Consider the following 24,126-nt stretch of genomic DNA (forward strand, 5'->3'; position numbering starts at 1 on the left):
TAATCGTTCCTCCGGTAGTTGGTGCCTGAGGTCTCCTCCCGCCATTGCTGGCCTCGGCCCGGACGTAATGCCGTGATGACGAACCGATGTTGTGTGGGAGTACTCCCCTCCGGGAGTCATAATACGCGCGTCTTAGCCATTGGCGGCATGCGCACAGCTAGGAACGAACGTGCGATTCCTAACGTGTTCGCCCTGCCCGAACCTCCGCCCTCTTGTTCCGTGCGCGCGCCTCCTTCCTTCGTGCCGGTCAGCGTCGTTTATTTCTGGGCCTGCTGCGCATGCCACAGTTCGCTTTTCAAGTCCTTGATCTCATCCCGGTATCGTGCCGCCAACTCGAAGTGCAATTGCTCTGCGGCGGTATGCATTTGCGCCGTGAGTTCCTCGATGAGCTGTACCAGGCTGCGCGTTCCTTCCGCACGATCCGCCTCCGCCTTAGATGCCCGCCCTTGTGCGTGAGCAGGCTCGCTGCGGTAGCCTCCCTCAAGCAGCTCGGCGGTATCGATATCTTCTCGCGCCAGCATGTCGGTTACATCAGCAATCTTCTTGCGTAGCGGCTGTGGGTCAATGCCATGCTCCGTGTTGTATGCGATCTGTTTCTGGCGGCGCCGGTTCGTCTCGTCGATGGCCTCCTGCATATTCGGTGTGATGACCTCGGCATACATATGGACCTCGCCCGAGACGTTTCGCGCAGCGCGCCCGATGGTCTGTATCAGCGACCGCGTTGAGCGCAAAAAGCCCTGCTTATCAGCATCGAGAATCGCCACCAGAGAGACCTCCGGCAGGTCGAGTCCCTCCCGCAGCAGGTTGATGCCGACCAGCACGTCGAACACACCGAGTCGGAGTTCGCGCAGGAGCTTCACGCGTTCAAGCGTGTCTACGTCTGAGTGAAGATACTGCACCTTGACACCGCGATCTGCCAGGTAGTCGGTTAGATTCTCCGCCATTTTCTTCGTCAGCGTGGTGACAAGTACACGTTCTTGGCGTTCTACGCGCAGGCGAATCTGCTCCAACAAATCGTCAATCTGTCCCTCGGTTGGTTTCACCACAATCAACGGGTCTACCAGTCCGGTAGGGCGGATTATCTGCTCGACGACGCCGTCGGACCGCTCGAGTTCATACGGCCCCGGCGTGGCGGAAAGATAGACGGTCTGGCCGATTCGCTCCAAAAACTCATCCCATTTCAACGGGCGATTGTCCAGAGCGGAGGGCAGCCGGAAGCCGTATTCCACCAGTGTCCGTTTGCGCGATGCGTCACCTTCGAACATAGCACCGATCTGCGGAACGGTCACGTGGGATTCGTCAATGATGAGAAGGAAATCCTCGGGGAAGTAGTCGAGCAACGTGTTAGGAGGCGTGCCAGGCCCACGTCCATCAATGTGCCGGGAATAGTTCTCAATGCCTGAACACGTGCCGATGTTTCGCATCATTTCGAGGTCATAGGTGGTTCGCATCTCCAAACGCTGCGCCTCAAGGAGTTGGTTCTGACTACGCAGAGTTTCCAGGCGCTCACCAAGTTCCTCTTCGATATCCGCCGTGGCGCGCGCCATCCTTTCCGGTCCAGCAACGTAGTGCGATGCCGGAAACACATGCGCCTGTCGCACCTCCCGGATGACGTTGCCGTTGAGCGGATGCAACAAGCTCAGTTCATCAATCTCATCACCAAAGAACTCAATTCTGATGGCAAGTTCTTCATAAACGGGGATGATCTCTACCGTGTCTCCGCGCACGCGGAAAGTACCACGTGCGAAGGCGATGTCATTGCGCGTGTACTGCATGGCGACGAACATGCGCAGCAGATCGTCGCGGTCTAGCACCTGCCCGACCTCCAGCTGGACCATACGGTCCACGTACTCTTGCGGTGTGCCCAGGCCGTAGATGCAGGACACTGAGGAAACCACAACGGTGTCGCGCCGGGTGAGCAACGAGTTCGTCGCCGAATGCCGCAACCGCTCCACCTCGTCGTTTATCGAGGAGTCCTTCTCGATAAACGTATCCGTCTGTGGCACATACGCTTCCGGTTGGTAATAGTCATAATAGGAGACGAAGTACTCGACAGCGTTATCCGGCATGAGTTCACGGAACTCGGCCGCCATCTGCGCGGCGAGGGTTTTATTTGGTTCCAGGATGAGGGTGGGACGCTGTACCTGCTCGACCAGCCACGCCGTCGTCGCCGATTTACCGGTGCCGGTAGCGCCTAGGAGGACGATGTCCTTCTCACCAGCGTTAATCCGTTCTGCCAACTCGGAAATGGCTTGCGGCTGGTCGCCCGCTGGTTGGTACGGGGAGACGACGCGGAACGGGCTTTCGGCCCGAACGAGCTCGGTAACAGGACGCATACACTCCAGGCTACTCCGCACGCCACCGGGAGAGCTAACGCACCCGTTCGCCTTTCGCGCAATGCACCGTGCGGAGTGGACAATGGAAGTTCAGGGCGAAGAGGATTAGGGGCAAAGAAGGAGTGTCATGTCCGAGTCAAATTCCGCTTCGGCGCAACGAAACGGGTCCGATACACGCCGCCCTAACCGTGAACCGGTTAGTTCGCAGGAAGCGCATCCGTGGCGCACCGAAGGCCTGCCGGAGATTGACCGCGCGGACGCCGCTTCTCGGCTGCGCGGACGCAACGACAACAATCAAAAATCCAGGCTGCCGAGGTGGCTGCGCACGCTTCTCATTGTCGGTGTTGCATGGGCCGTGAGCTTCATCTTTCTCACACAGATCCAGCGCGCCATCAATCCGGTGGTGGAGCTGCCCTACAACGAGTTCTACTCGCAGCTCCAGAAGAACAACATCGAGACGATTTCCGCCCAGGGCGACAGCATCGAGGGCGAATTGCGGAAGACGACCACCTACGAGGGCCAGAAGTACACCCAGTTCACCACGGAAAGGCCCACGTGGGCGGATGACTCGATGGCGCGCCTGCTGAGTCGCAACGACGTCACCATTACGGCAGTCTCCCCTATCCAGAGATCGAACCCCATTCTTACCCTTGTAGTATCCCTGCTGCCGATAGCTCTGATTTTCGGCTTCTACTGGTGGTTCCTGCGGCGGCAGATGCGCGGAACCTCCTCGTTGTTCGGCTCAAAGCAGCACAAGCCGGTTGATCCATCCGTCAACCGCGTGACCTTCGACGACGTCGCCGGTATCGACGAGGTCGAGGAGCAACTGCGCGAGGTCGTCGACATGCTGCGTGACCCGGAAAAGTACACGCGGCTGGGCGCGAAGATTCCCCGCGGTATCTTGTTGGAAGGTGGACCTGGCACGGGAAAGACCCTGCTTGCCCGTGCCACTGCCGGAGAGGCCGATGTTCCGTTCTTCTCGATTTCAGCGGCAGAAATCGGCGGAATCCTGGCCGGCAAAGGCGCCTCCGATGTGCGGTCCCTGTTCGAGGCTGCCCGCAAGGTGAGCCCGGCGATAATCTTCATCGATGAGATTGATGCCATTGGCCGGTCTCGTTCGCAGGTTAATTCGATTGGTTCCAATGAGGACCGTGAGCAGACCTTGAATCAAATCCTGACCGAGATGGACGGATTCTCCGCCACGGAGAGCATTATCGTTATCGCCGCCACCAATCTGGCCGAAGTACTCGACAGCGCTCTTACTCGTGCCGGACGCTTCGACCGCACCATCACCGTGTCCCCGCCGGACCAGAGTGGCCGTGAGGCGATCCTTCGAGTTCATACGCGGGGCCGCCCACTCGATCCGACGGTTTCTCTGGCGGCGGTCGCCAAGTCCACCCCGGGCCTTACCGGCGCGGATCTAGCAAATCTGGTGAACGAGGCATCTCTTCTGGCGGCGCGGCGTGGTGCGCAAACCGTCGAAATGTCCGATTTCACCAATGCTTTAGAGACGATCCAACTGGGTGTGGAACGGGCCGTCGTTATGGACCAGGCCGAGCGGGAACGAACCGCTTGGCACGAGGCCGGGCACGCCCTGCTCGGCATGATCCAACCCGGCGCCGACCCGGTGCGTAAGATCTCCATCATTCCGCGTGGCCGCGCCCTCGGCGTCACCCTCTCAACCCCGGAATCGGACAAGTATGGCTACGACAAGGCCTATCTACGCGGTCGGATCATCGGGGCCCTCGGCGGTATGGCTGCCGAGCAGGAGGTCTATGGCGTAGTGACAACCGGTGCCGAATCCGATCTTCGCACCGCCACCGGCATTGCCCGGCAGATGTTCGGACGCTGGGGCATGTCGGAGAAAATCGGCCCCGTCCAGGTGTACCCGGTTGAGGGTGACCCCCGCTCACAGGGGGTGTCCGACGAGCTTCTATCCGCAGTCGACGACGAGGTGCGCGCCCTCCTTTCAGAATGCTATGCAGAGGCGCGTCGCTTGCTGGCAGAACACCATGATCAGCATCAGGCGCTCGTGAATGCTCTCCTGGAGCAGGAGACTCTGGATGAAGATGATGCCTACCGCGTGGCCGGTATCGCTAAGCACTCCGACGCGCCGCGGATCGCCGCCAAGTTTGCTCCGCCCTCCAGTGCAACGCCGGATGCCGCTGTCATACAGCAGGACTGAGGCCTCGATGCGGCTCGAACAAGCACTCTGGCGAGTTGCGGCTGTCGCTTGTCGGCAGGTGAACGGCCCCTGTACACCTGATGTCGGCCGTGGGCCACGGTCGGCCATCATCGGGCTGCGCGCCCCATGGCGATGATGGCAGGGCTCTTAGGCTCGCTACGCCAACAATTGGCCGGGCAGGAGGACAACGGCCTATTGTTCTTTCTCAGGCACCACCGCTAGGTAGAAGCGCGGGTCCGCACTGCACCAGCTTCCGCCCCCAAGCGGCACGAATCCGGAGCGGGAAAAGACGGCTGCGATAGTGTCGTAAGCGCAGGATGTGTTATCGCCACCGGGGCCGGGCCGGGTGAGCAGAGTGCCATCCCGCCCCTGAGGATCGGGGTCTCCCTGTTTCAGAGGTGAGGTCGTTCCGTACAGTAGACCTTCCTCGCATTGCCGCGTACGCAAACCCCGATGGGCAAGCCGCGCCTGTGCACGCGCAAGGTCATGAGGTGTAGCATGCGGCGCGCCTTCATTCGAGGTACCCGCATACAGGTTCCTCGCGTAAGGCCGCAGCCATGACGCCCACAGGTCATCAACCTGCGCTTGTAGAGCCTGCTGCGAACCGGCATTCTCCAGCCACATGTCTGCCAGATGTTCCAGAGATTCCTGCGGAGGCTGCGCGGCGAGGCGAGCAGCCGCATCCTCGGCTGACATTCCCCGTGCTTGCACCAGACGCGACAGTCGCATATCACGGTCCGCCGCGACCACAACATTCGCATGATAGGCATTTTCACGCGGACTGCCGGCGAGCAGCGCCAGCTCAATAATCACGATTCCACTTGGATCGGCGCGCTCCCATCGCTCTAGGTGCTCATCTGCGAGCGCCCAGGTCCGCGGGTGCGTTATGGCAGAAAGCCGAGCGCGAGCTGCGGCGTCGCCGAAGACAACATGCGCTAACGCTGCTCGATCAACGCGGCCGTCACGGACGGTGTCAGGCCATTCGGCAGCAACTTCCGCTACGGCCGAGCCACCCGGCGCAAGCACCTGCCGGGCAACAGCGTCTAGTTCCAGTACATGCGCGCCGCGCGTGGCGAGCATCCTCGCCACCGTCGACTTCCCGGAACCGATTCCACCGGTCAAGGCAACGGTCAACATGCTGCATCCTCTCCTTTTGCTTCTGTGGGCGTCGCCTCGGCATGCACGTAGCATGCAACGCAAACAGGCCCGCGTGGTCACGGTTCCGTTCGGCTACACGGCGAGACTGCACGCCCACTCGGCGATCCCGCTTGCCTACGCCGCAGTTCCACCCGCTGGGCGGAGACGGCGGGATTTGAACCCACGAAGGCCTTTAGCCGACGCAGTGGCCCCAGGTTCGCGGTGGAGAATGGGGGATTCGAACCCCGCGGGTCTCCGACACCCGTTGGCCACTGCGCACGGTGCGCCGATCGGTAGCCGGACGATAGCACTGGTTGCCATCTGAATGCTATGCGTTTCATCGTAGTCCACGCCCGCGAAACCGGTACGCCAAGACTATTACCCTGCGTACGCCCAGGTCATCCCGTCACCGGCGACCATGCCCGCGTGCTGGTACCCACTGCTATCCCATCGTGACTCATGGGTGTGCATTGCTACGATGAAGGTACTAGTCTCGGAATATGAACCTCACGGATGTCTCCATTGGAATTGGAACCTGGTACATGGGCGAACAGGCACGCCTGCATGATAGCGAGGTCGCCGCGATCCGCCACGGACTCGATCTTGGCCTGCACGTTGTTGACACGGCGGAGATGTACGGCAGCGGAGCAGCAGAGGAACTCGTAGGCGAGGCCATCGCCGGTCGTCGCGATGAGGTCTTTCTTGTTACGAAGGTTCTGCCGAGTAACGCCTCCGCTCGTGGAACGCGCCGCGCACTCGAAGCTTCGCTACGTCGCCTCCGCACCGACCATGTGGATCTGTATCTGTACCACTGGCGGGGCGGGCACCCGCTGGCCGAGACCGTTGACGCGCTGGAGGAGGCCGTCAGCGACGGCCTGATAGGAAGATGGGGCGTATCAAACTTCGACATGTCAGACATGGCCGACTTGGAGGAGATCGGCGCCGTTCCCGCCGCCAATCAGATTCTCTATAATCTCACCCGCCGCGGGCCTGAATATGATCTGCTGCCCTACTTGCGCTCTGCCGGAATTGACATTATGGCCTACTCACCGCTGGAGCAGGCGCGCCTCTTCCACGGCCGCAATGGAAAACATCTTGCTGGCATCGCGGCGGACCTGGGTGTATCGCCTGCCACCTTAGCGCTGGCATGGGTGGTTCGCGACGGCGGTATCGTTGCCATTCCGAAAACGAGCCATCGCTCGCGGATGGAGGAGAACGCCGCGGCGGCTTCGCTCAAACTGGATAGCTCGGTGCTGGCCGAACTCAACGTGTTGTTTTCACCGCCCACCGGCCCTGAACCGCTGGAAATGCTCTAACACAGGCGAAAGAAGAGCGTCATGTGCACAAACATAACCGGGTAGCCCCTCTCGGGCGGCTACCCGGTTATCTCACGGCCTCAGCCTGTGGCGGCTCTATTACCGCCCGGTAGCGCCGGTCAGTTTGAGTGGCTCAGCTTGAGTGTCTCAGCGCGTCTCATCCTCATAATCGCAGATGCGCTGCACCTTGACTCCACTGCGCGACTGCGGGTCAAACTCGTTCGCCAAGTAGTTCTCCAGCAGTACCTTCGCGGTCTCGATGCCGAGTACCTGAGATCCCATGGCAATGAGATTGGCATTATTGGAGAGCGTCGCCCGCTGTGCCTGGTAGACGTCTGTTACGCAGGCGCAGTAAGCGCCCTTGACTTTGTTGGCGGCGATGGAGACACCAATACCGGTACCGCAAACGACTACACCGCGGTCAGCCTTGCCGGCCACAACATCTTCCGCAACCTGCACGGCGACATTGGCGTAGATCGGGTCATCGGCACCATAGTCGATGACTTCGTGGCCGAGCTCCTCGGCCTTGGCCATCAGCGCCTTCTTAAATTCAGTAGCGTTCGGATCACATCCGAAAATGAGCTTCATACGTACTCCTGCCTCAGTGGTTGTGTAGCCGCGCGTCATTCCGCCGCCACAGCGGGTGGGCATCGTTGGCCCGCTTCTCATTCTATGCGCATGAGCCGCGCATCGACTGGACAACGAAAACGCCTCCAGCGTACTCGACACTCGTCTCGCCCGTCAGGATGCCGTTTATTGCCTGTTCCACAGCCGAAAACCGGTCATATGCGCACGTTCCAAACGGTGCGGTGGTCATTTGCCCAGGCAATCCGATGGCGGTGGGGCGGTGCGGCACCGCCCGCCATTCAGTGACAGTCCGACGAACATACATGCCCACAGGCACCGGGAGCCCCACGACCACCGGCAGCATGACCACCGCGTCATCCGTTCCGCGGGCTTCGGCCCCTTCAGGTACCAGCGGTTCGTTGGGATTGGCCTGACAATGGGATGCGGGTGGGACGTACCGAATTGTACCGGACTTGGCGGAGTGGGTAGATGCACCGAAGGCTGACTGCTACGAGTGCACCGAGGAAGTACCGGAAGGCGTTGCGAGAAGTTGCGAAGCTGCATCGCATGTGGCCCAGCGTTCTATGCGAGACTGGTCTCGTGAAGAGGAATGCACTCAGCCAGATTGATCTCGCTTCACGACCCGAGAGACAGTATCTGGGGTCACCAGCACCCGATATAGCCACGGTCCTAGATAATCTTGTCTGTTTCCAAGCACAAATAGGCCGTGCGGCTCACGCCAGCTGGAAACTCCGCACTACGAATGGTTCAACAGACTTGATACGTACATGGTCTATTCGTGGCACGCTTCAACTGGCAACTCGCTCCGACGCTAGAGTTCTTACACTGCTCTCACGTGAACGAAACGAAGCTGAAACGAGACGAGTGCTTGAAAATCATGGACTTACCGGAAGACAACTGGAGAAGCTCATCGACTTCCTCCTTGAAGAACTTCACGACGGCTCACCCCATTCGCGCGATCAGCTGTACGAAGTGACCGCTACGCGCTTTGGAAGTGAAACCGCGAGCACCGCGCATACGCCTTGGGGCGGAGTCATGAAACTGATCGCCTGCCGCTACGTATTAGAAGTCGTTAGCAACGACTCTCGTGGAACGCTCTTCCGCATAGATTCTCCTTTACCAGATACTCGGGTACCGGACGTTGTCGAAGCTCATGGCTCATTGCTATGGGAACGCTTTCTCACTGGTTATGGGCCAGCTTTACCGCGCGACTTTCAGCGTTGGCTAGGGATAAGGGCCGCCGATCTAAAACCGCTGAAACTCGATGCCGACGTTCCCAATACAACCCCGATACCGTTGCGACCCGATGATGTTCAATCCGTGCCGCGCTCTGCTTCTGCCACATCGGGGCACAAGGTGGCCTCTTCTGGTGACTTGTCACCGATAGTGCTACCTGAGTTTGATCCATACATTGTCACCACCGCTTCACGATCCAGTCTCTTCAGCTCGCCGTCCATCGCAAAGGGAGTCGTTCGTCCGGGCGGCTGGTTAGCTTCGAGTATCCTCCTGGGCCACCAGATCGTCGGATACAAGGAAAAAGGAACGCCTGCCTCATTCGTAGTCGACGCGAAGCACGCTGCAGCAGTACAAGAGAAGCTCGCCCCCGCTGGCATCCAGGTTAAAGCTTCATAAACCGGCCACCAATCGACTGACACGAGTGCTCCGAGCCAGGCTGCACAGTACTGTCGTATGCCTACGAAACGTGTAGGTCAGTTGCCAGGGTGTCATGATGAGTCATATCGAACGAGTCATCATATCCAGAGCGGAATTCGAGCTCATCCAAATCGCTAACAATCCAGATACCGATATCGGTGACCATATCTATTCTTTTGCTGGCGAGGGGCAGCGCGTACGACGTTCCACTCTTTGCGACCATCGCCATCGATAGAGCGGTGATTCACCCCTGTTATGCCCGTATCCGCGCATCAGGGGCAGGCCTGCCCCGCCTAAGCCGCGCGCTACCTCAACACCCACCCTCACCATCTGACCCACAGGAGCACCGGTATTCGAACGTAGAGAGTCTGCCGCCGGGCCGGAAAGGACGCTCAGAGCCCAGGTCTGCAGTTGCGCGCGATGGCATGCCAACTGGTTCCGGTCCATCCTATTGGTGCTAGGAGCCAGTGGTTCCTCAGTCCGCACGCAATGGCCGACCATTCCAAACGCACTTCGGCCACTCGAGCTCACTACCTCTGTACAGCCACCCGCCAGATTGACATCACCATGCATTCCAAGAAAAGAGCGCACGCAATTTCGAACCCCAACGCATGACCAGGTGTCGGCGAGTGCCCGGTACAGCCACCCGGATAGCGCCCGTACACCGCTCTTTCTTCACAGCTCTAGTACGCCCCCTAACGGCCCTTCGCCTTCGATTCCTTGTAGGCTCGCCAAATCATTTGCCCGGCCACGAAAAGCAGATACGCCGAGAACAGCACATTTCCTTGGAAAGGCGTGAACACCCCCGCAAGATAGGAGCTGAATGGCACACACACCGAGGCTGCCAGACCAACGATCAAACCGGCCCGCACATTGACGTTGCCTCGTTTCGTATTCGCAACAGTGCCGGAAATAGAGCCCGGAATCATCATAAGAAGAGAAGAGCCTCGCGCAACAAGATCCCCGATGCCGAAGAAGAACATCATCGCGGGCACCACGATGGCACCACCACCCACACCGATCGGCCCCGCGATAACACCGGTGAGTAATCCAGTGAGGATAAGCAGTAGAAAGGACAGCCACGTCATGTGAAAATGCGAATCCCGCACCGGAATGACGAACCAAAGAGTCACGACAACCGCGAGGAGGAAAGCAACAAATGCTCCCTTGACAACGTTCAAGGGGAGGCGGTCAAGCAGCCTGCTACCGAGCTGCGCGCCGACCGTTATGCCTAAGGCAAGGGCCAACGCAACCAGCCAGTTGATGTTTCCACGCAACGCGTAACTCGTAACTCCCACCAACGCCGTCGGCAACATGGCCGTGATCGACGTACCCGCGGCAACCTTGTGGTCCATGCCGATCCACAGCGTGAGAAGCGGAACGATAACCGTTCCACCACCAATCCCGAACAGTCCGGACAGAAGCCCGGCGGCTAATCCGGTGATGATGAGTCGAGGAATGGGGTACCGTCCATCAATTGCTTTCACGCAGCCAGTATAGGGCGTTGCTCCGCCGTAGAAGCGGCCTGTTCAGCGCCGGGGAACGGCCGCCTCCGTGTCGCGAAATGGCAGGCCATCGATAAACACCACCGACGGCTGCTGGGTCACCGCGATATCTTCCTCGGGGTCGGCGTCGTACACCACGAAATCCGCCGGAGCTCCTTCTTCCCAGGTGGGCAGGCCAAGTCGGCGACGACCATCGTAGGACGCTGCCGCCATCACCACATCGGCTGGCATCCCGTCTGCCACCGCGCATATCAACTCCCGCGGCAGACCTCCTAGTTCGGCCACATCGCCATCGGTGTCGGATCCCATAATGAAATGCCCGCCGACTTCCAGCATCAGGGCCACATGGTCGCGGCGCCGTGCATCCATGGTGAGCATATGTTCCTTGTACACCGGGTACTTGGTGGCCCGCGCCGCAATATCGGGGAAAGTGGCCACCTGTCGCAGGGTCGGGTCAACCAGAATGCCCTGATCCCGTGCCTCGATGAAATGATCGCGTACCATGCCTGAGCCGTGCTCAATGCTGTCGACGCCGGCCTCCAACAGATCATCAACGGTCCTGGCCGCGAAGGTGTGCACCGCAACGCGCGCACCGGCATCGTGTACTGCGGCGACGGCGTCCACCAGCACGTTGCGTGGCCACAGCGCGCACAGATCGGAGTCCGCTCCTTCCGAGCGGTCGATCCAGTCTCCGACGATTTTCACCCAGCCATCGCCCCGACGTGCCTGCCGTTCCGCTTCCGCGGGTAGATCGCGCGGTTCCAGCTCGACGGCGAGGTAGCGCAGGTAGCGCATCGGGCGCGCAAGGTGTTGACCGGCCCGCAGCACCTTGGGCAGGCCGGAGCCCAGTAGGGGCGCGACGTCGCGTTGTGCGCCCATTTCTCGGATGTGTGTAACACCCAGACCACGGCACACCATCAGCCGCCTTAACACCTCAGCATCGCAGACCTGTTCCGACGTGCGGCTCAGGCCCGGGTGTGTATGTGCGTCCAGGAGACCGGGGTAAATCCAACCGGTGATCTGCTCAACCGGACCGGACGGCGCGCAGTAGCTGATGAGTCCGTCCTTGATCCACACCTCGCTACGTTCGCTACCCCGCAAGGTGCCCGTCAGGTGATAGCCGGTCATCTGCGCTCCGATCCGCCCGCGCTACTCCTCAGCGCAGGAAGCGCTGCAGGTCCGTCATATCGATATCGTCCAGGCTGGGGTGAGCCGCCCCGGCATTGGTCGGCTGTTGTGGCAGTCCGAAGGCACTTCCCGGCGCGGACTGCGTGCCGGCGGCCTGTTGCGCTTCGAGATTGGCCCGTGCTGCGGCCTCCGCCTCCTGGCGAGCACGCTTCGCCGGATTGCCGGAACGTCCTTTCTTCGAGCCGGATCGCTTCTTCTGCGAACGCTTCACCTTGCGGGAGCCGCCTCCCCCACCTCCGGACATCCCCGGCATGCCGGGCACCCCGCCGCCGCGGGAGAGCTGCTGCATCATCTTGCGGGCCTGCTCGAAGCGGTTAATGAACGCGTTGATTTCCTGCACCGTGGTACCGGAACCGTTGGCAATCCGTAGACGACGCGAACCGTTGAGAATCTTCGGGTCGTTCCGCTCCGCCGGTGTCATGGAGTTCACGATGGCCTCAATACGGTCAACCGAGCTCTCATCGAATTCCTCCAGCGCCTGCCGGTACTGTCCCATTCCCGGCAGCATTCCCATGATCTTCTTCATGGAACCCATGCGCTTGATCTGGTGCAGCTGATCGATGAAGTCGTTCAGGGTGAAGTCGCCGCCAGCCATCTTATTGGCCAGTTCGGCTTGTTGCTGTTCATCCCAGGTCCGCTCCGCCTGCTCGATAAGGGTGAGAATGTCACCCATATCGAGGATGCGCGAGGCCATTCGGTCGGCGTGGAACTGTTCGAAGTCGCCGAGCTTCTCGCCGGTAGACGCGAAAAGAATCGGAACACCGGTGACCCCGCGCACCGATAGCGCCGCACCACCACGGGTGTCTCCGTCGAGTTTGGAAAGTACGACGCCGGTGAATCCAACTCCTTCTTGGAAGGCGTTGGCCGTCGCAACGGCATCCTGGCCGATCATGGCATCAACCACGAACAGCACCTCGTCCGGATTGACGGCAGCGCGAATATCAATCGCCTGCTGCATCATCTCCTCGTCGACGCCGAGCCGTCCCGCGGTATCCACCACGACGATGTCATAACCCTGCTCACTCGCATGAGCCACGCCGCTACGAGCCACCTGCACCGGGTCGCCGACTCCATTGCCCGGTTCAGGCGCCCACACATCAACCCCGGCCTGCTCGCCGACCACCTGAAGCTGGGTGACGGCATTTGGACGCTGCAAGTCGGACGCCACTAAGAGTACTCGATGCGACCTCTCGCGCAGCCACACGCCAAGCTTTCCAGCCAACGTGGTCTTTCCAGCGCCCTGCAAGCCGGCGAGCATGATGACGGTGGGCGGGTTCGCCGCCAGCGCGAGCTCCCGCGACTGTCCGCCGAGGATCTCCACCAACTCATCGTTGACGATTCGCACCACCTGCTGCGCCGGGTTCAGCGCTTGCGATGCGAGCGCACCGGTAGCCTTCTCCCGCACTGCCGCGGTGAAGGAACGGACAACAGGGAGCGCGACATCCGCATCCAACAGTGCGCGCCGGATCTCGGAAACGGTCTCCTCCACATCTGCTGCGGAGAGCCGCCCCTTCGAGCGCAGATTCTTAAATGAGCCGGTAATACGGTCGGAGAGCGTATTAAACACAGTCCTGCCTTCGGTTTGTGATCGTCATACTTCGCACAGTCTACGCCAGTCGGCTATCGCAATGCCCGGTACGCCCTCGCCTCCTCCCGTCCGAGAATCATCACGGCTGCATGAGGGACGAAGGGACGCCTCGAAGTTGTCAGCCCAGAAGGGCGTCGACAAAGTCCTCCGGTACGAAGGGCGCAAGGTCGTCTGCACCCTCCCCCAGGCCGATGAACTTAACGGGCACTCCGAGTTCGCGCTGCACTGCGATGACGATGCCGCCCTTCGCCGTGCCATCCAGCTTAGTCAGAACAATGCCTGTAATGCCGGTGACCTCGGCGAACACCTGCGCCTGACGCATCCCGTTCTGCCCGGTTGTGGCATCCAGAACGAGTAGTACTTCGCTCACCGGCGCCTGACGCTCCATCACCCTCTTGATTTTGCCGAGCTCGTCCATCAGTCCCGCCTTGTTCTGCAGACGGCCGGCGGTATCAACGACGACGACGTCGACGCCGCGTTCGGTTCCCTGTTTAATCGCTTCGAAGGCGACCGAGGCCGGATCGGCACCCTCGCGTTCCGAGCGCACAACGTCAACGCCCACACGCTCGCCCCAGGTGGTGAGCTGGTCCGCCGCGGCGGCACGGAAAGTGTCGGCCGCACCGAGAAGCACCGTCTTTCCTTCTGCAACGAGTACGCGCGCCAGCTTTCCGACCGTTGTCGTCTTTCCGGTACCGTTCACACCGACCATCAAGATAGAAGCGGGATGAGAGACCTCACTTCCGGTGCTACCCGGGGTAACATCAGCGTCGTCCGGGGAAGATGCCGCCGCAGTCTCATCCGCATTTGACACGGGCGCCTCCACATGCAGGCTGCGATCCATATCGGCATCGACGAGGCGAATGAGTTCAGATCGGAGGATGGCCCGTACACGCTCGGGATCCCGCGTGCCTTCAACCTTCGTTTGCGTGCGCAGGGCGTCCATGATTTCCGCCGTCGGATCCAGCCCGACATCGGCCATCAGCAGGGTATCTTCAATTTCTTCCCAGTCCGCCGGCGACAAATCACCACGGGAAAGAATGGATAGCAGAGTCTTGCCGAGTCCCCCGGATCGGGCAAGCCGGGCGCGCAGGCGTTGCATTCGTGATGGAAGCGACTCCGGCATCTCGAGCGGGACAACCGTGATTTCCGGCTCGGCCACTACCTCCGGCTCGCCGGGAAGGGCCTGATCACCTGCTGGTACCGCTTCTTCAGAACCGGCCTCCGGAAGCGCGGGCTTCTCCTGCACGGGCGGCAGGCGGTAGTCGTCGCGCCGCCTTCCCTTCACCACAACGGCTGCAATCACACCAACCGCGGCGAGAATGGCAACGATGATAATAGTGATCGTCTGAGTCTTATCCACGCAGCCAGTCTAGCGGGACCGGTACCGCTAGCGTAGAGCGTCCGCTCACAACGTCGCGGATCACAGCCCGCTGCGCGGTTGATATCTGTATTCACCCCTGAGCAACGTATCCGTCTCCAACCAGAGTGCCGCCATCCAGATACCTTCGCTTGGCGGCGGTGCGACCACGCCGCCTACCCCGCCCCTATGGCGCAGCGTTTAGGCTGAGCGGCGCTGCTGCATACTCGGCTTTGGCCATGTGGGTTGCAGCGGATGTGAGTCCTGCACGAGGTCGCTCAGCGGATCGATGCCACTAGCCGCTTGGCGTGGACCGGTTGGAGCATTATCCACGCTATCCGCAGCAGTTTGTGCCACCGCGTTTTCATCGCCAGCAGCGTTTCCCTGTACTGCGTGCGCCGCCTCCGCAGGCTCCAAATCGCCAGACGGCTCCTCGCCCTCGCCCCTTTTGGATGGCAATACCGCCGACGCAGCTTCGCTCACCTTGGCAAAGACCGGAGCGGAGACCGCCTTCATCGACGCCGTCGCGTGCCGTTCCATGGTGACCATCCGGCTCCACTCGTTCTCGATATCCTCCGGACGAATGTAGGGGTCGTCATCCACCGGAAAACTGCTAAAGACATCCGAGACTCCAGCATCTCTGACCCGCACCTCAAAATCGTCGACAGACGCACCGTCCGAACGCAATGCGCTCACCGTGTCGGAGACTACCGAGTTGACGTCGCGCCCACTCGAAGCGAACACGAGGTAGTAGATTGTCCAGACCGCAGCCAAAACAGCGAGCACGATGAGAATTGCAGCAAACACGTAGTCAATTATCGCCGAGAATCTGTATGAATTCAGTGAGGCGCGGCTCGACACGCCGTGAACTCCATTACACCCTCACGTTGTGCATGTCAAGCATTTCGCAACAATTTGATAAAGCTTGGTTTCGTTCCGATTACACAATAATGCGGCTCAGACGGGCAGGGTTGCCCATAGTGGCAAGATTCCGCCAGTACCGCCGTTATACGATGTTTATCGCCTCGGCCGCTCATTGTGGTGCCATATCGCGCATTCGCTGCGACACCACACTGGTGAGACCTTCCTCACGCATCGCGACACCGTAGAGTGTATCGGCGATTTCCATGGTCCGTTTCTGGTGAGTGATGATCAGCAGTTGGGACGAGTGCTGCAGCTCCTTGAAGATCTCGATCAGGCGCGACAGGTTCACGTCGTCGAGCGCTGCCTCCACCTCATCCATGACATAGAACGGGGAGGGACGCGCCATGAAAATTGCCACCAGGAATGCAATGGCCGTCAATGACCGCTCGCCACCGGATAGCAACGACAGTCGCTTCACCCGCTTTCCTGCCGGTCGGGCCTCAATTTCGATACCGGTTGTCAGCGGCGAGTCGGGGTCCGTGAGAACGAGACGCCCCTCGCCGCCAGGAAAAAGTCGCGCGAAGACCTCCGTGAAACGGTCGGCGACATCGGCCAATGCTGATCGCAGCACATCTTCGATATGCTCATCGAGATCGCGAACGATCTGCAGCAAGTCATCGCGAGACTTGCGCAGATCCATGAGTTGACCGGCCAGGTAACGTTGCCGCTCCTCCAACGCGGCATGTTCCTCCAGCGCCAGCGGATTGATCTTCCCAAGCCGTGCCAGATCGCGCTCCGCTCGCGCCAACCTTCTCTCCTGTTCCTCGCGCACATAGGGCACTTCGCCATCTTCGGTGGGGATCATGGCAAGAGGTCCGTACTCCTCGATAAGACCCTCCGCCTCCATTCCCAGTTCTTCCAGGGCCTGCGCCGAAAGTTGCTCAAACCGTAGGCGCAGCTCTGCGCGAGCCAGTTCGCGGCGATGGCCGAGATCCGCTAGTTCACGCTGCGCGGACTGCAGTTCGTCAAGGTGCCGCCGAGCGGCGGAAATCTCCGTTTCCCGTGCCGAACGCGACGAATCCGCTGCAGCACGCTTCTCTCCCACCTGTGTGCGCAGCGCTCCGGCCGCGGAAAGCGCACGTTGCGCCCATACGCCAACCTCGGATGCCGACTGCGCCGCCACCGCCCGCCGTTGTGCCGCCTGCTCCTCCCGGCGGATTCGCTCCTCGACCGCAGCCGCCTGGCGGCGCAGAGACTCTCCGCGTCCGGCAATGGCGCGAAGGCGTTCTTCCCGCGTACGCAAATGCAGACGTGCTTCCGTCTCAGCCTGCCGTGCGGTGCGGGTCTTCTGATGCGCCTCGTCCCGTTGCTTGCCCGCTTCCTGCACGCGCTCCTCGAATGCCTCCGGCCCGGTACTGGCTACCTCTTGCCGTGCTTGAAGGCCGAGCAAGGCCGCACGGCGCTCTTCGAGTTCGCTGAGAAGCCGCTCCTGACGCTCTTCAGATCGGGTGACCTCCTCGGAGGCATTGGCCAGCGTTTGCCGTAACGCGCCCAGCTGCGCCGTGGTAGCTGCGAGTTTTGAATCGCGCGCCGCCAACTCAGCCCCCGTTCGCTCATTCTCCGCCTCAGCCTCCGCTAACCGCGACTCGGCCTCCGCCAGACTCCGTGCCAGTGACTGCGCCGTTTGCGCCGCCTCCTGCGCCTGCCCAAGCGCCTCTTCGTATGCGCTCTGCCGGGCGAGTAAGGATGCCTGGGAGTTCTCCCCTCCCCATGCCCGGTAGGCGGTGAGCACATCGCCCTGCCGCGTCGCCACCAGTGGCGCGCCCGCGTCGATGAGTTTGCGCGCGGTCACGAGGTCGGCAGCGAGGGCAGCTCCGGCAAGCAAATGATTCACGGCACTTTGTATACCGGGCTGGGCCTCAAGAACAGAAAGCGCGACAACGGCCGCGTCAACATCTGGCTGAACGTGTTTCCAGGCCTCCGCCAGTGCGCGCGTGTTCTCCTCCTCCCGCTCATCGGCCCCACCGGCCGAAGTAATGACAATTTCCAAGTGCCCGGCCGCGGCTTCCCGCGCGGCGCGCAGCGTGTCCACCGCCGCGTCCAAATCCTTACCGACAACCGCCGTCGCCGCACCAGCCAGTGCCGCCTCCAGAGCCGTTTCCCACCCCTGGTCAACCCTGAGTTGCTCCCGCAAAACGCCGGTGATGCGCGGGCCGGATTCCAGCGCCCATGCCGTGGCGTCCTCCGGAACCAGCGACAACCCCAGCGCATCCGCTTTGGCGTTCCACGCGGCTGCCTGTTCTCGCGCTTCCTGCTGTGCGTCACGCGCCTGAGCCACAGCACGCTGCGCGGCCGCCAACTCACGCGAAGTCTCCTCATGAGTGATCGCTAGAACATCGTCGGTATCCGATGCGGCCACAATATCCTCTTCGAGGCGAGCGCACTCCGTAGCCGCATTGTTAGCACGTGCGCGAGCTGCCTCTAACGACGTCGCCACTCGCTCCGCTTCCTCGCCCAGCGACTCTATTCTGGTTGTAACCGTTTGAATCTGCCCCAGCAGGCGGGCAGCGTCTTCGCGACGGTCGGCAGCCGCACGGTTCAGTTCCGCCAACTCGCGTTCGACCGTGCGTTCGTGCGCCTCAAGTTTCTCGCGCTCCGCGATGGCCTGCGTCAAACGGTCCTGGGAGGCGGTGACTTCCTCGGCCAAGGAATCTTCTTGTTGTTGTGCCTCGGCCGCCCGCTGCCGGATCTCTTCGGGTGTTTCGCCGTGGCTACGCGCGGTAGTGGCCGCCTGTAGCGAACGCACACGTTCCGCAGCCACCTGACCGAGCGAGCGAAACCGCTCCTCCAGGGATGTCAGGCGCTCCCATTGTTCGGTGAGTCGCGCCAGTTCCGGACTCGCCTGCGCCGCCGCCTCCTCCAACGCCGCCACGCGTTCACGCGCCGCTTCCACCTGCCGTGCGTTCTCCGCCTGCTGTTGAGCGAGTTTCTCAGCATCCACATGCTCCGCTTGGACGCGCGCCTGTTGCTGTGCCAGATCGTCGGCCAGTAGTCGGGAGCGTGCATCGCGCGCATCAGCCTGGATGATCTGTGCGCGCCGCGCCGCCTCCGCCTGCTTGGCAAGCGGTCCGAGCTGACGCCGCAGCTCGGTGGTGAGGTCCTCGATGCGGGTAAAGGAACCTTGCATTGATTCCAGTTTGCGCAGCGCCTTTTCCTTGCGCCGCCGATGCTTCAAAACGCCGGCAGCCTCCTCAATGAAACCGCGTCGGTCCTCCGGGTTCGCCGTCAAAACCGCGTCGAGCCGCCCCTGGCCGATCACAACGTGCATCTCACGGCCCATACCCGTATCGGAAAGAAGCTCCTGAATATCGAGTAGGCGGCAGGAGGTTCCATTGATCGCGTACTCGGACCCGCCCGAACGGAATAGCGTCCGCGATATCGTCACTTCGGTGTAGTCAATGGGTAGGGCACTGTCGGCGTTATCGATGGTTAACGCAACTTCAGCACGTCCCAGCGCGGGACGCTTCGACGTGCCGGCGAAGATGACATCGGCCATGGCGCTACCGCGCAGCGTCTTTACTCCCTGTTCCCCCATCACCCAGGCGAGCGCATCCACCACATTCGACTTCCCCGAACCGTTCGGGCCGACGACGCAGTTAATCCCCGGTTCGAAGCGCATGGTGGTGGCGGATGCGAAGGATTTGAATCCGCGCAACGTCAAGGTCTTCAAATGCACGTATCCCACAATAGGGCACGTTTAAGCCCCTAGCGGTCATCCGGCCTGGGCGTGGGAGAAATCCTGCGCTTACGCCGGTTCCTCCAGGCCGGCTGCGATGGCATCGGCCACGGTATCCACTGCCTGCCGCGCATCGGCGTCGGGGCTGGAAACGGTAACCGTATCGCCGAAGCTGACACCCAACAGCATCAGCGTCATCATCGAGTCGGCCTCCGCGCCATTGACAAGGATCCGCACTGGCTGTTTGGCTACCAGTTGTGCCAGGAGAGCCGCCGGACGCGCATGCAGGCCAGCACTATCGGCAATTACCACCTGCCGGGAGTACTGCCGCCCGGACGCCGGGACTGCACCAGCGTCGCTCGTGCCGCCGGTCGCCGACTCGGTGCCTACCTGCACCGAGCGCATCTGGTGCCCGTCCGTCGAGGCACCGGTGAAGCTCGCGTTGCCCGTCACTCCGGGCCCATCCTCGGAAATCCATTGGGCTAGTGGCGATGCAACCGCATTAAGAACTTCATCAACACCCGCTCCGGCTTGCGCGGCAGCGCTACCGGCCACGGTTCCCTCCAGGAAAGGACCGGCTCCAAGAATCCTGCGCGGCCTTCCATCCGCAACCGTCCCACCGGCCTCAACGGCCATTTCCGCACTCATACGTGCCGAGCCGAGATCGGCCATAAGGACCACATGTTCACAGCGCTGTTCCACTTCTTCACAGGCGGCCAACACAGCGGTGAAATCCGAGCCATACCCACCGTCCGCATCGCCGCCGGTCGGTACTAGCACAAGCGTCGGCGCCATTTGCGCCGCCAATTCCGCTACCGCCTGCGCCGCCTTCGCCGAGTGCGAGACCAGCACAAAACCGACGCTCATGAGCCTGTTGTTTCCTCCTTTGCCGCCTCCTGCGCTGCGGCCAGAATATAGGACGTTGACACCGCCCCGGGGTCCAGATGCCCGGCAGAACGCACCCCCAGGTATGAGGCACGCCCCTTGGTTGCGACCATGTCAAAGGTGGACTGCGCGCCAACAGCAGCCGCCCGCGCAGCCGCTTCAAGCACCGCATGGCACCCGCCGCCTACTTCGGCGGCGTGAGCCGCCGCACGGACCGCAGGAGCCCACGCATCGACCATGGTTTTCTCCTCCTCGGCCGCCTTGCCACGCTCCTGAATACCGGTACACGCCGCTTGCAGCATCGCCACCAGCTCATTCGGGCCAATATTTTCCCGCGCCGCACCCGCCATACGCAGGTAGGCGGTACCGAGCAATGGCCCCGATGCGCCACCGACGGTTGACATCAGCGCCATCGCGATGGAACGCAGCAGCGGTGCGGGAGCCGGATCCGGCACGTTGTCCACGGCCTTCAACGCCGCAGAGTAGCCGCGGTCAAGGTTCTCACCGTGGTCGCCGTCGCCGATGGCACGGTCCAATTCGATGAGTTCCTCCCGGTGCCGGTGTATGGACGCCGCTGCACGGCGTGTCCAGTCCACAACCCACAGGCCTCCGAGCGTAGCAGCCACCTCAGTATCCCTTCCGCAATGCCGCCGTCCACACCGGGGCATCCCATCCCGCCAGCATGGCGTCCGTGGCTCGCGCCAGTGTGACAGACACGCCTTGCATATCGAGGCTGGTGACGTAGTTGCCTACCAGCGCCCGCTCGACTCTCACATCGAGCGCATCGAGCCGTTGTGCTACACGTCGGAAGACAATATCCAATTGGTAGGCGGGAGTTGCCCCCATGCCGTTGACGAGCACGAGCACCCCTTCGCCCGCGTCGAGTTGCAGGTCGTCCACAACAGCGGCCACTAAGCGGTCCGTTAACTCGTCGGCACTGGCCATGGCGATACGCGCCGCGCCAGGTTCGCCATGGATACCGATTCCCAGCTCGACTTCATCCGCAAGAAGCTCGAATCCAGGTTTTCCAACATGCGGCACGGTGCAGCCTCCCAATGCCAATGCCATTGACCTGACTTCCCGCGCGGCCTCTTCGGCGGCGGCAGTGACCGCTTCCAATGCACCCCCGGATGCAGCTGCCGCCCCCGCTATCTTTTCAACGAAGAGCGTTCCTGCCACCCCGCGCCGACCGGCTGTAAAAGTGGAGTCCTCCACCGCAACATCGTCGGCCACAAGAACCGAACGGACCGTGTGCCCGTCGGCCTCAGCCAGTTCCCGGGCCATGTCGAAGTTGAGAACGTCGCCGGTGTAGTTCTTGACGATGCACAGTACGCCGTCGCCGGTATCGGTGCCCGTGATGGCTGCGAGGATGGTATCCGGGGAGGGGGAGGTGAATACGGCACCCGGAACTGCGGCGTCAAGCATACCGTTGCCCACGAGACCGGTGTGGAGGGGTTCGTGGCCCGATCCGCCTCCGGATATTACCGCGACACCGCTGGTGCGCGGTTGTGCACGCCCCACCCACAGCGGGTCGCGGTGCAAGGTGATAATGTCAGCGTTGGCGCGGCACAGGCCCTCCAGCGCCTCTTCGACAACGTCACGCGGGTCATTGATGAGTGCCTTCATCGTCTTCACCTTCCTGTAGTGCGTGTTGTCGTATGTTTCCGCTGCGGCGCCATCGGCGGCGGAGCCGATTCATATGCCGCCCGGTGGGACACGGCTGCCGATTCCCCACCCGACCCCTTGCGGCCGGGGTTGCAGGGCGCAGCCGGGTCACCGTCGGCGCGTGGTAATCCCTCGTCTTTGTGGGCCTTACCACGGCGGTTAACGCCGTGCGGGAGGATCATTCGCCCGCCGCACCGGCGCAGCGATTGCCACCCGTCAACAGCAGTTGCTATTCGCCCGGGAACCAGAGAGCGATCTCTTTCTCAGCGTTCTCTGGACTGTCGGAGGCATGGATAATGTTCTCGATGTTGCCGGTTCCCCAGTCACGAGCCAGATCGCCCCGAATCGTGCCCGGAGCTGCCGCGGTGGGATCGGTGACACCACAAAGATTCCGCACACCTTCGATCACCCGGCTGCCGGAGAAAATGGCGGCCACAATTGGGCCCGATTCCATATAAGCGGCAATATCCGGGAAGAAGGGCTTATCAACTAAATCGCTGTAGTGCTCCTGAAGGAGTTCCCGATCAGCCTCGCGCCAACCGATGTTCTCCAGCACGTAGCCCTTGGCTTCAATGCGACGCAAAACCTCGCCCACGAGTTGCCTGCGCACACCGTCCGGCTTGATCAGAATAAGGATCCGTTCCGTGTTCATGATCATATTCTCGCATTATGATGTGCGGCGCGCAGCAGTCTTGCACGATCTGCTCCCGTTACGCTCCGTCCACGGAGTTCTTTCCCAACAGCTGCCGCACCCGCCCGATGAGTTGTACCGATCCGAGTACCACCACGGCAGGGGCCGTCATGGGCTGTGAATCGTCGGATTCTGCGCGTGCAGCGGCGAGGTCAATGGCGGAGAGGAGATCCTCCTCGAGGTGCACACGGTCGGCTCCGAATACGTCATGAGCTGCTGCCGCCAGTTCCTCGGCGGGCATGGCACGCTCCGATGGCATGCCGGTGACCACAATTTCCGCCAGCACCGGTTCAAGCACGCCGAGCACGCCCTCGACATCCTTATCCGCCATCATTGCAATCACACCGACAAGCCGCCCCGGGAAGTACTCTGGCAAGGCACGTGCCGTGGCGAGCGCACCGTGCGGATTGTGCGCAGCATCGATAACAACCGTGGGCGAGTTACGCACCACTTCCATTCGTCCGGGCGAACTCACCGCCATAAAGGCATGCTCGACGACGTCGCCGCTCAGTGCCGACCCGTCAAAGAAAGCCTCAACCGCTGTGATCGCCAAGGCCGCATTCTCCGCTTGAAACTCTCCGCGCAGTCCAAGAGGAATATCTTCGTATACCGCCGCCGGAGTCTGCACTGTGACAAGCTGCCCGCCCACTGCGGTTTCGCGGGAGAGAACTCGCAGGGTTGGACCAGCCGAAATCAACCTGGCGCCAACGTCCCGGCACCGCTGCGCAGGCATATCAGCGATCTCTTCGGGCTGCGCGGCGCACACGAGCACACTGCCCGGCTTCACGATGCCCAACTTCTCCCGCGCAATACCACTCAATTCGTTGCCCAACCACCGCTCGTGATCATGGGAAATCGGCGTCAGGACGGCGACGTCCGCATCGATGACATTAGTTGCGTCCCAGAGTCCGCCCATCCCGACTTCCACGACGGCGACCTCCACCGGCGCATTGGCGAAAGCGGCGTATGCCATCGCGGTAAGCACCTCGAAGAAGCTGAGCCGCGGCCCTCCGGCCTGCTGCGACTTCGCGTCCGCCAGTGCAATGAAGGGCTCGACGTCATCCCATGTGGCAACAAAATCCTCCCGGGAGATCGCCTGCCCGTCAACGGCGATCCGCTCACGGACGCTCTCCAGGTGTGGGGAGGTGAACCGTCCGGTTCGCAGGCCGCGTTCCCGCAGCAGGGCCTCAATCATCCGCGCCGCCGAGGTCTTGCCATTGGTTCCGGTGACGTGAATGGCGTGAAATGAACGCTGCGGATTGCCCATCATGTCAAGGCAGTCGCGCACCCGCTCCAATGATGGCTGCACCTTATGCTCGGGGGCACGGGAGATTATATCCTGATAAATTGCCTCGACCTGGGCGTCAAGCTCCGCCTGCCGAGCCAGACCTTCCGGAGTGTCTGAATTCGCCTTACTCACTGAATCCGCCTC

At 61.5% G+C, this 24,126-nt stretch carries 18 protein-coding genes; 3 read left to right on the forward strand and 15 right to left on the reverse strand.

Features of this window, described 5'->3' with window-relative positions:
* Positions 1–257 precede the first annotated feature (257 nt).
* Complete coding sequence (gene uvrB / locus EKN07_RS05595) at positions 258–2,336, reverse strand: excinuclease ABC subunit UvrB (protein ID WP_108715943.1); 2,079 nt, start codon at positions 2,334–2,336, stop codon at positions 258–260.
* Positions 2,337–2,463: 127 nt separating this feature from the next.
* Here uvrB and ftsH point away from each other — a divergent pair, with 127 nt between their 5' ends.
* Positions 2,464–4,521: an ATP-dependent zinc metalloprotease FtsH gene (gene ftsH, locus EKN07_RS05600; protein ID WP_108715944.1), complete on the forward strand. Its 2,058-nt coding sequence runs from the start codon at positions 2,464–2,466 to the stop codon at positions 4,519–4,521.
* Between the two features lie 192 nt (positions 4,522–4,713).
* Here the strand turns inward: ftsH and coaE are convergent, their stop codons facing one another.
* Positions 4,714–5,658 (reverse strand): dephospho-CoA kinase, encoded by a 945-nt coding sequence (gene coaE, locus EKN07_RS05605; RefSeq protein ID WP_164546607.1) that lies wholly within the window; start codon positions 5,656–5,658, stop codon positions 4,714–4,716.
* Between the two features lie 500 nt (positions 5,659–6,158).
* Here coaE and EKN07_RS05610 point away from each other — a divergent pair, with 500 nt between their 5' ends.
* The gene (locus tag EKN07_RS05610) at positions 6,159–6,974 is read left to right on the forward strand and encodes an aldo/keto reductase (protein ID WP_108715946.1); all 816 of its coding nucleotides are present in this window, start codon (positions 6,159–6,161) and stop codon (positions 6,972–6,974) included.
* Positions 6,975–7,121: 147 nt separating this feature from the next.
* On the opposite strand, the gene EKN07_RS05615 is transcribed toward EKN07_RS05610, so the two are convergent.
* The gene (locus tag EKN07_RS05615) at positions 7,122–7,562 is read right to left on the reverse strand and encodes an RpiB/LacA/LacB family sugar-phosphate isomerase (RefSeq protein WP_108716702.1); all 441 of its coding nucleotides are present in this window, start codon (positions 7,560–7,562) and stop codon (positions 7,122–7,124) included.
* A gap of 546 nt (positions 7,563–8,108) precedes the next feature.
* On the opposite strand from EKN07_RS05615, the gene EKN07_RS05620 reads away from it, so the two are divergent.
* On the forward strand, positions 8,109–9,194 hold the full coding sequence (locus EKN07_RS05620) for a crosslink repair DNA glycosylase YcaQ family protein (RefSeq protein ID WP_241228141.1): 1,086 nt from the start codon (positions 8,109–8,111) through the stop codon (positions 9,192–9,194).
* A gap of 61 nt (positions 9,195–9,255) precedes the next feature.
* On the opposite strand, the gene EKN07_RS13120 is transcribed toward EKN07_RS05620, so the two are convergent.
* The 12 genes from EKN07_RS13120 to EKN07_RS05675 form a co-directional block, all read right to left on the reverse strand.
* Positions 9,256–9,381: a hypothetical protein gene (locus EKN07_RS13120; RefSeq protein WP_277600498.1), complete on the reverse strand. Its 126-nt coding sequence runs from the start codon at positions 9,379–9,381 to the stop codon at positions 9,256–9,258.
* Between the two features lie 529 nt (positions 9,382–9,910).
* Positions 9,911–10,702 carry a sulfite exporter TauE/SafE family protein gene (locus EKN07_RS05625; protein ID WP_126145848.1) on the reverse strand — a complete coding sequence of 264 codons (792 nt, stop codon included), beginning with the start codon at positions 10,700–10,702 and terminating at the stop codon, positions 9,911–9,913.
* 42 nt (positions 10,703–10,744) lie between these two features.
* Positions 10,745–11,848: an amidohydrolase family protein gene (locus EKN07_RS05630; protein WP_126145849.1), complete on the reverse strand. Its 1,104-nt coding sequence runs from the start codon at positions 11,846–11,848 to the stop codon at positions 10,745–10,747.
* A gap of 28 nt (positions 11,849–11,876) precedes the next feature.
* Positions 11,877–13,475: a signal recognition particle protein gene (ffh, locus tag EKN07_RS05635; protein WP_108715950.1), complete on the reverse strand. Its 1,599-nt coding sequence runs from the start codon at positions 13,473–13,475 to the stop codon at positions 11,877–11,879.
* A gap of 139 nt (positions 13,476–13,614) precedes the next feature.
* Positions 13,615–14,856 carry a signal recognition particle-docking protein FtsY gene (gene ftsY / locus EKN07_RS05640; RefSeq protein ID WP_164546609.1) on the reverse strand — a complete coding sequence of 414 codons (1,242 nt, stop codon included), beginning with the start codon at positions 14,854–14,856 and terminating at the stop codon, positions 13,615–13,617.
* 198 nt (positions 14,857–15,054) lie between these two features.
* Positions 15,055–15,660, reverse strand: coding sequence for a hypothetical protein (locus EKN07_RS05645; RefSeq protein ID WP_125482478.1), 606 nt, complete (start codon positions 15,658–15,660; stop codon positions 15,055–15,057).
* 226 nt (positions 15,661–15,886) lie between these two features.
* Positions 15,887–19,453, reverse strand: a complete 3,567-nt coding sequence (gene smc / locus EKN07_RS05650; RefSeq protein ID WP_126145850.1) for a chromosome segregation protein SMC — start codon at positions 19,451–19,453, stop codon at positions 15,887–15,889.
* Positions 19,454–19,522: 69 nt separating this feature from the next.
* Positions 19,523–20,320, reverse strand: coding sequence for an HPr family phosphocarrier protein (locus EKN07_RS05655; RefSeq protein WP_108715952.1), 798 nt, complete (start codon positions 20,318–20,320; stop codon positions 19,523–19,525).
* Entirely contained in the window at positions 20,317–20,964 is a 648-nt protein-coding gene (gene dhaL, locus EKN07_RS05660; RefSeq protein ID WP_241228142.1) for a dihydroxyacetone kinase subunit DhaL, read from the reverse strand. Before dhaL ends, EKN07_RS05655 begins: the two co-directional genes overlap by 4 nt.
* Before the next feature lies 1 nt (position 20,965).
* Positions 20,966–21,964 (reverse strand): dihydroxyacetone kinase subunit DhaK, encoded by a 999-nt coding sequence (dhaK, locus tag EKN07_RS05665; protein ID WP_126145852.1) that lies wholly within the window; start codon positions 21,962–21,964, stop codon positions 20,966–20,968.
* A 268-nt stretch (positions 21,965–22,232) separates the two neighbouring features.
* Positions 22,233–22,655, reverse strand: a complete 423-nt coding sequence (gene ndk, locus EKN07_RS05670) for a nucleoside-diphosphate kinase (RefSeq protein WP_108716704.1) — start codon at positions 22,653–22,655, stop codon at positions 22,233–22,235.
* Between the two features lie 58 nt (positions 22,656–22,713).
* A complete protein-coding gene (locus EKN07_RS05675) occupies positions 22,714–24,114 on the reverse strand; it encodes a folylpolyglutamate synthase/dihydrofolate synthase family protein (RefSeq protein WP_240611226.1) in 1,401 nt (466 codons plus the stop codon).
* Between the last annotated feature and the right edge of the window lie 12 nt (positions 24,115–24,126).

The organism is Actinobaculum sp. 352, from assembly GCF_003957265.1.
GTDB lineage: Bacteria > Actinomycetota > Actinomycetes > Actinomycetales > Actinomycetaceae > Asp313.

Bases quoted from the DNA above. Each gene is read 5' to 3' on its own strand.
- EKN07_RS05655 (WP_108715952.1), bottom strand. From the start codon at position 20,320: ATGAGCGTCGGTTTTGTGCTGGTCTCGCACTCGGCGAAGGCGGCGCAG.
- EKN07_RS05620 (WP_241228141.1), top strand. From the start codon at position 8,109: ATGTGGCCCAGCGTTCTATGCGAGACTGGTCTCGTGAAGAGGAATGCA.
- EKN07_RS13120 (WP_277600498.1), bottom strand. From the start codon at position 9,381: ATGGTCACCGATATCGGTATCTGGATTGTTAGCGATTTGGATGAGCTC.
- dhaK (WP_126145852.1), bottom strand. From the start codon at position 21,964: ATGAAGGCACTCATCAATGACCCGCGTGACGTTGTCGAAGAGGCGCTG.
- EKN07_RS05610 (WP_108715946.1), top strand. From the start codon at position 6,159: ATGAACCTCACGGATGTCTCCATTGGAATTGGAACCTGGTACATGGGC.
- EKN07_RS05615 (WP_108716702.1), bottom strand. From the start codon at position 7,562: ATGAAGCTCATTTTCGGATGTGATCCGAACGCTACTGAATTTAAGAAG.
- ndk (WP_108716704.1), bottom strand. From the start codon at position 22,655: ATGAACACGGAACGGATCCTTATTCTGATCAAGCCGGACGGTGTGCGC.
- uvrB (WP_108715943.1), bottom strand. From the start codon at position 2,336: ATGCGTCCTGTTACCGAGCTCGTTCGGGCCGAAAGCCCGTTCCGCGTC.
- EKN07_RS05630 (WP_126145849.1), bottom strand. From the start codon at position 11,848: ATGACCGGCTATCACCTGACGGGCACCTTGCGGGGTAGCGAACGTAGC.
- coaE (WP_164546607.1), bottom strand. From the start codon at position 5,658: ATGTTGACCGTTGCCTTGACCGGTGGAATCGGTTCCGGGAAGTCGACG.
- ftsH (WP_108715944.1), top strand. From the start codon at position 2,464: ATGTCCGAGTCAAATTCCGCTTCGGCGCAACGAAACGGGTCCGATACA.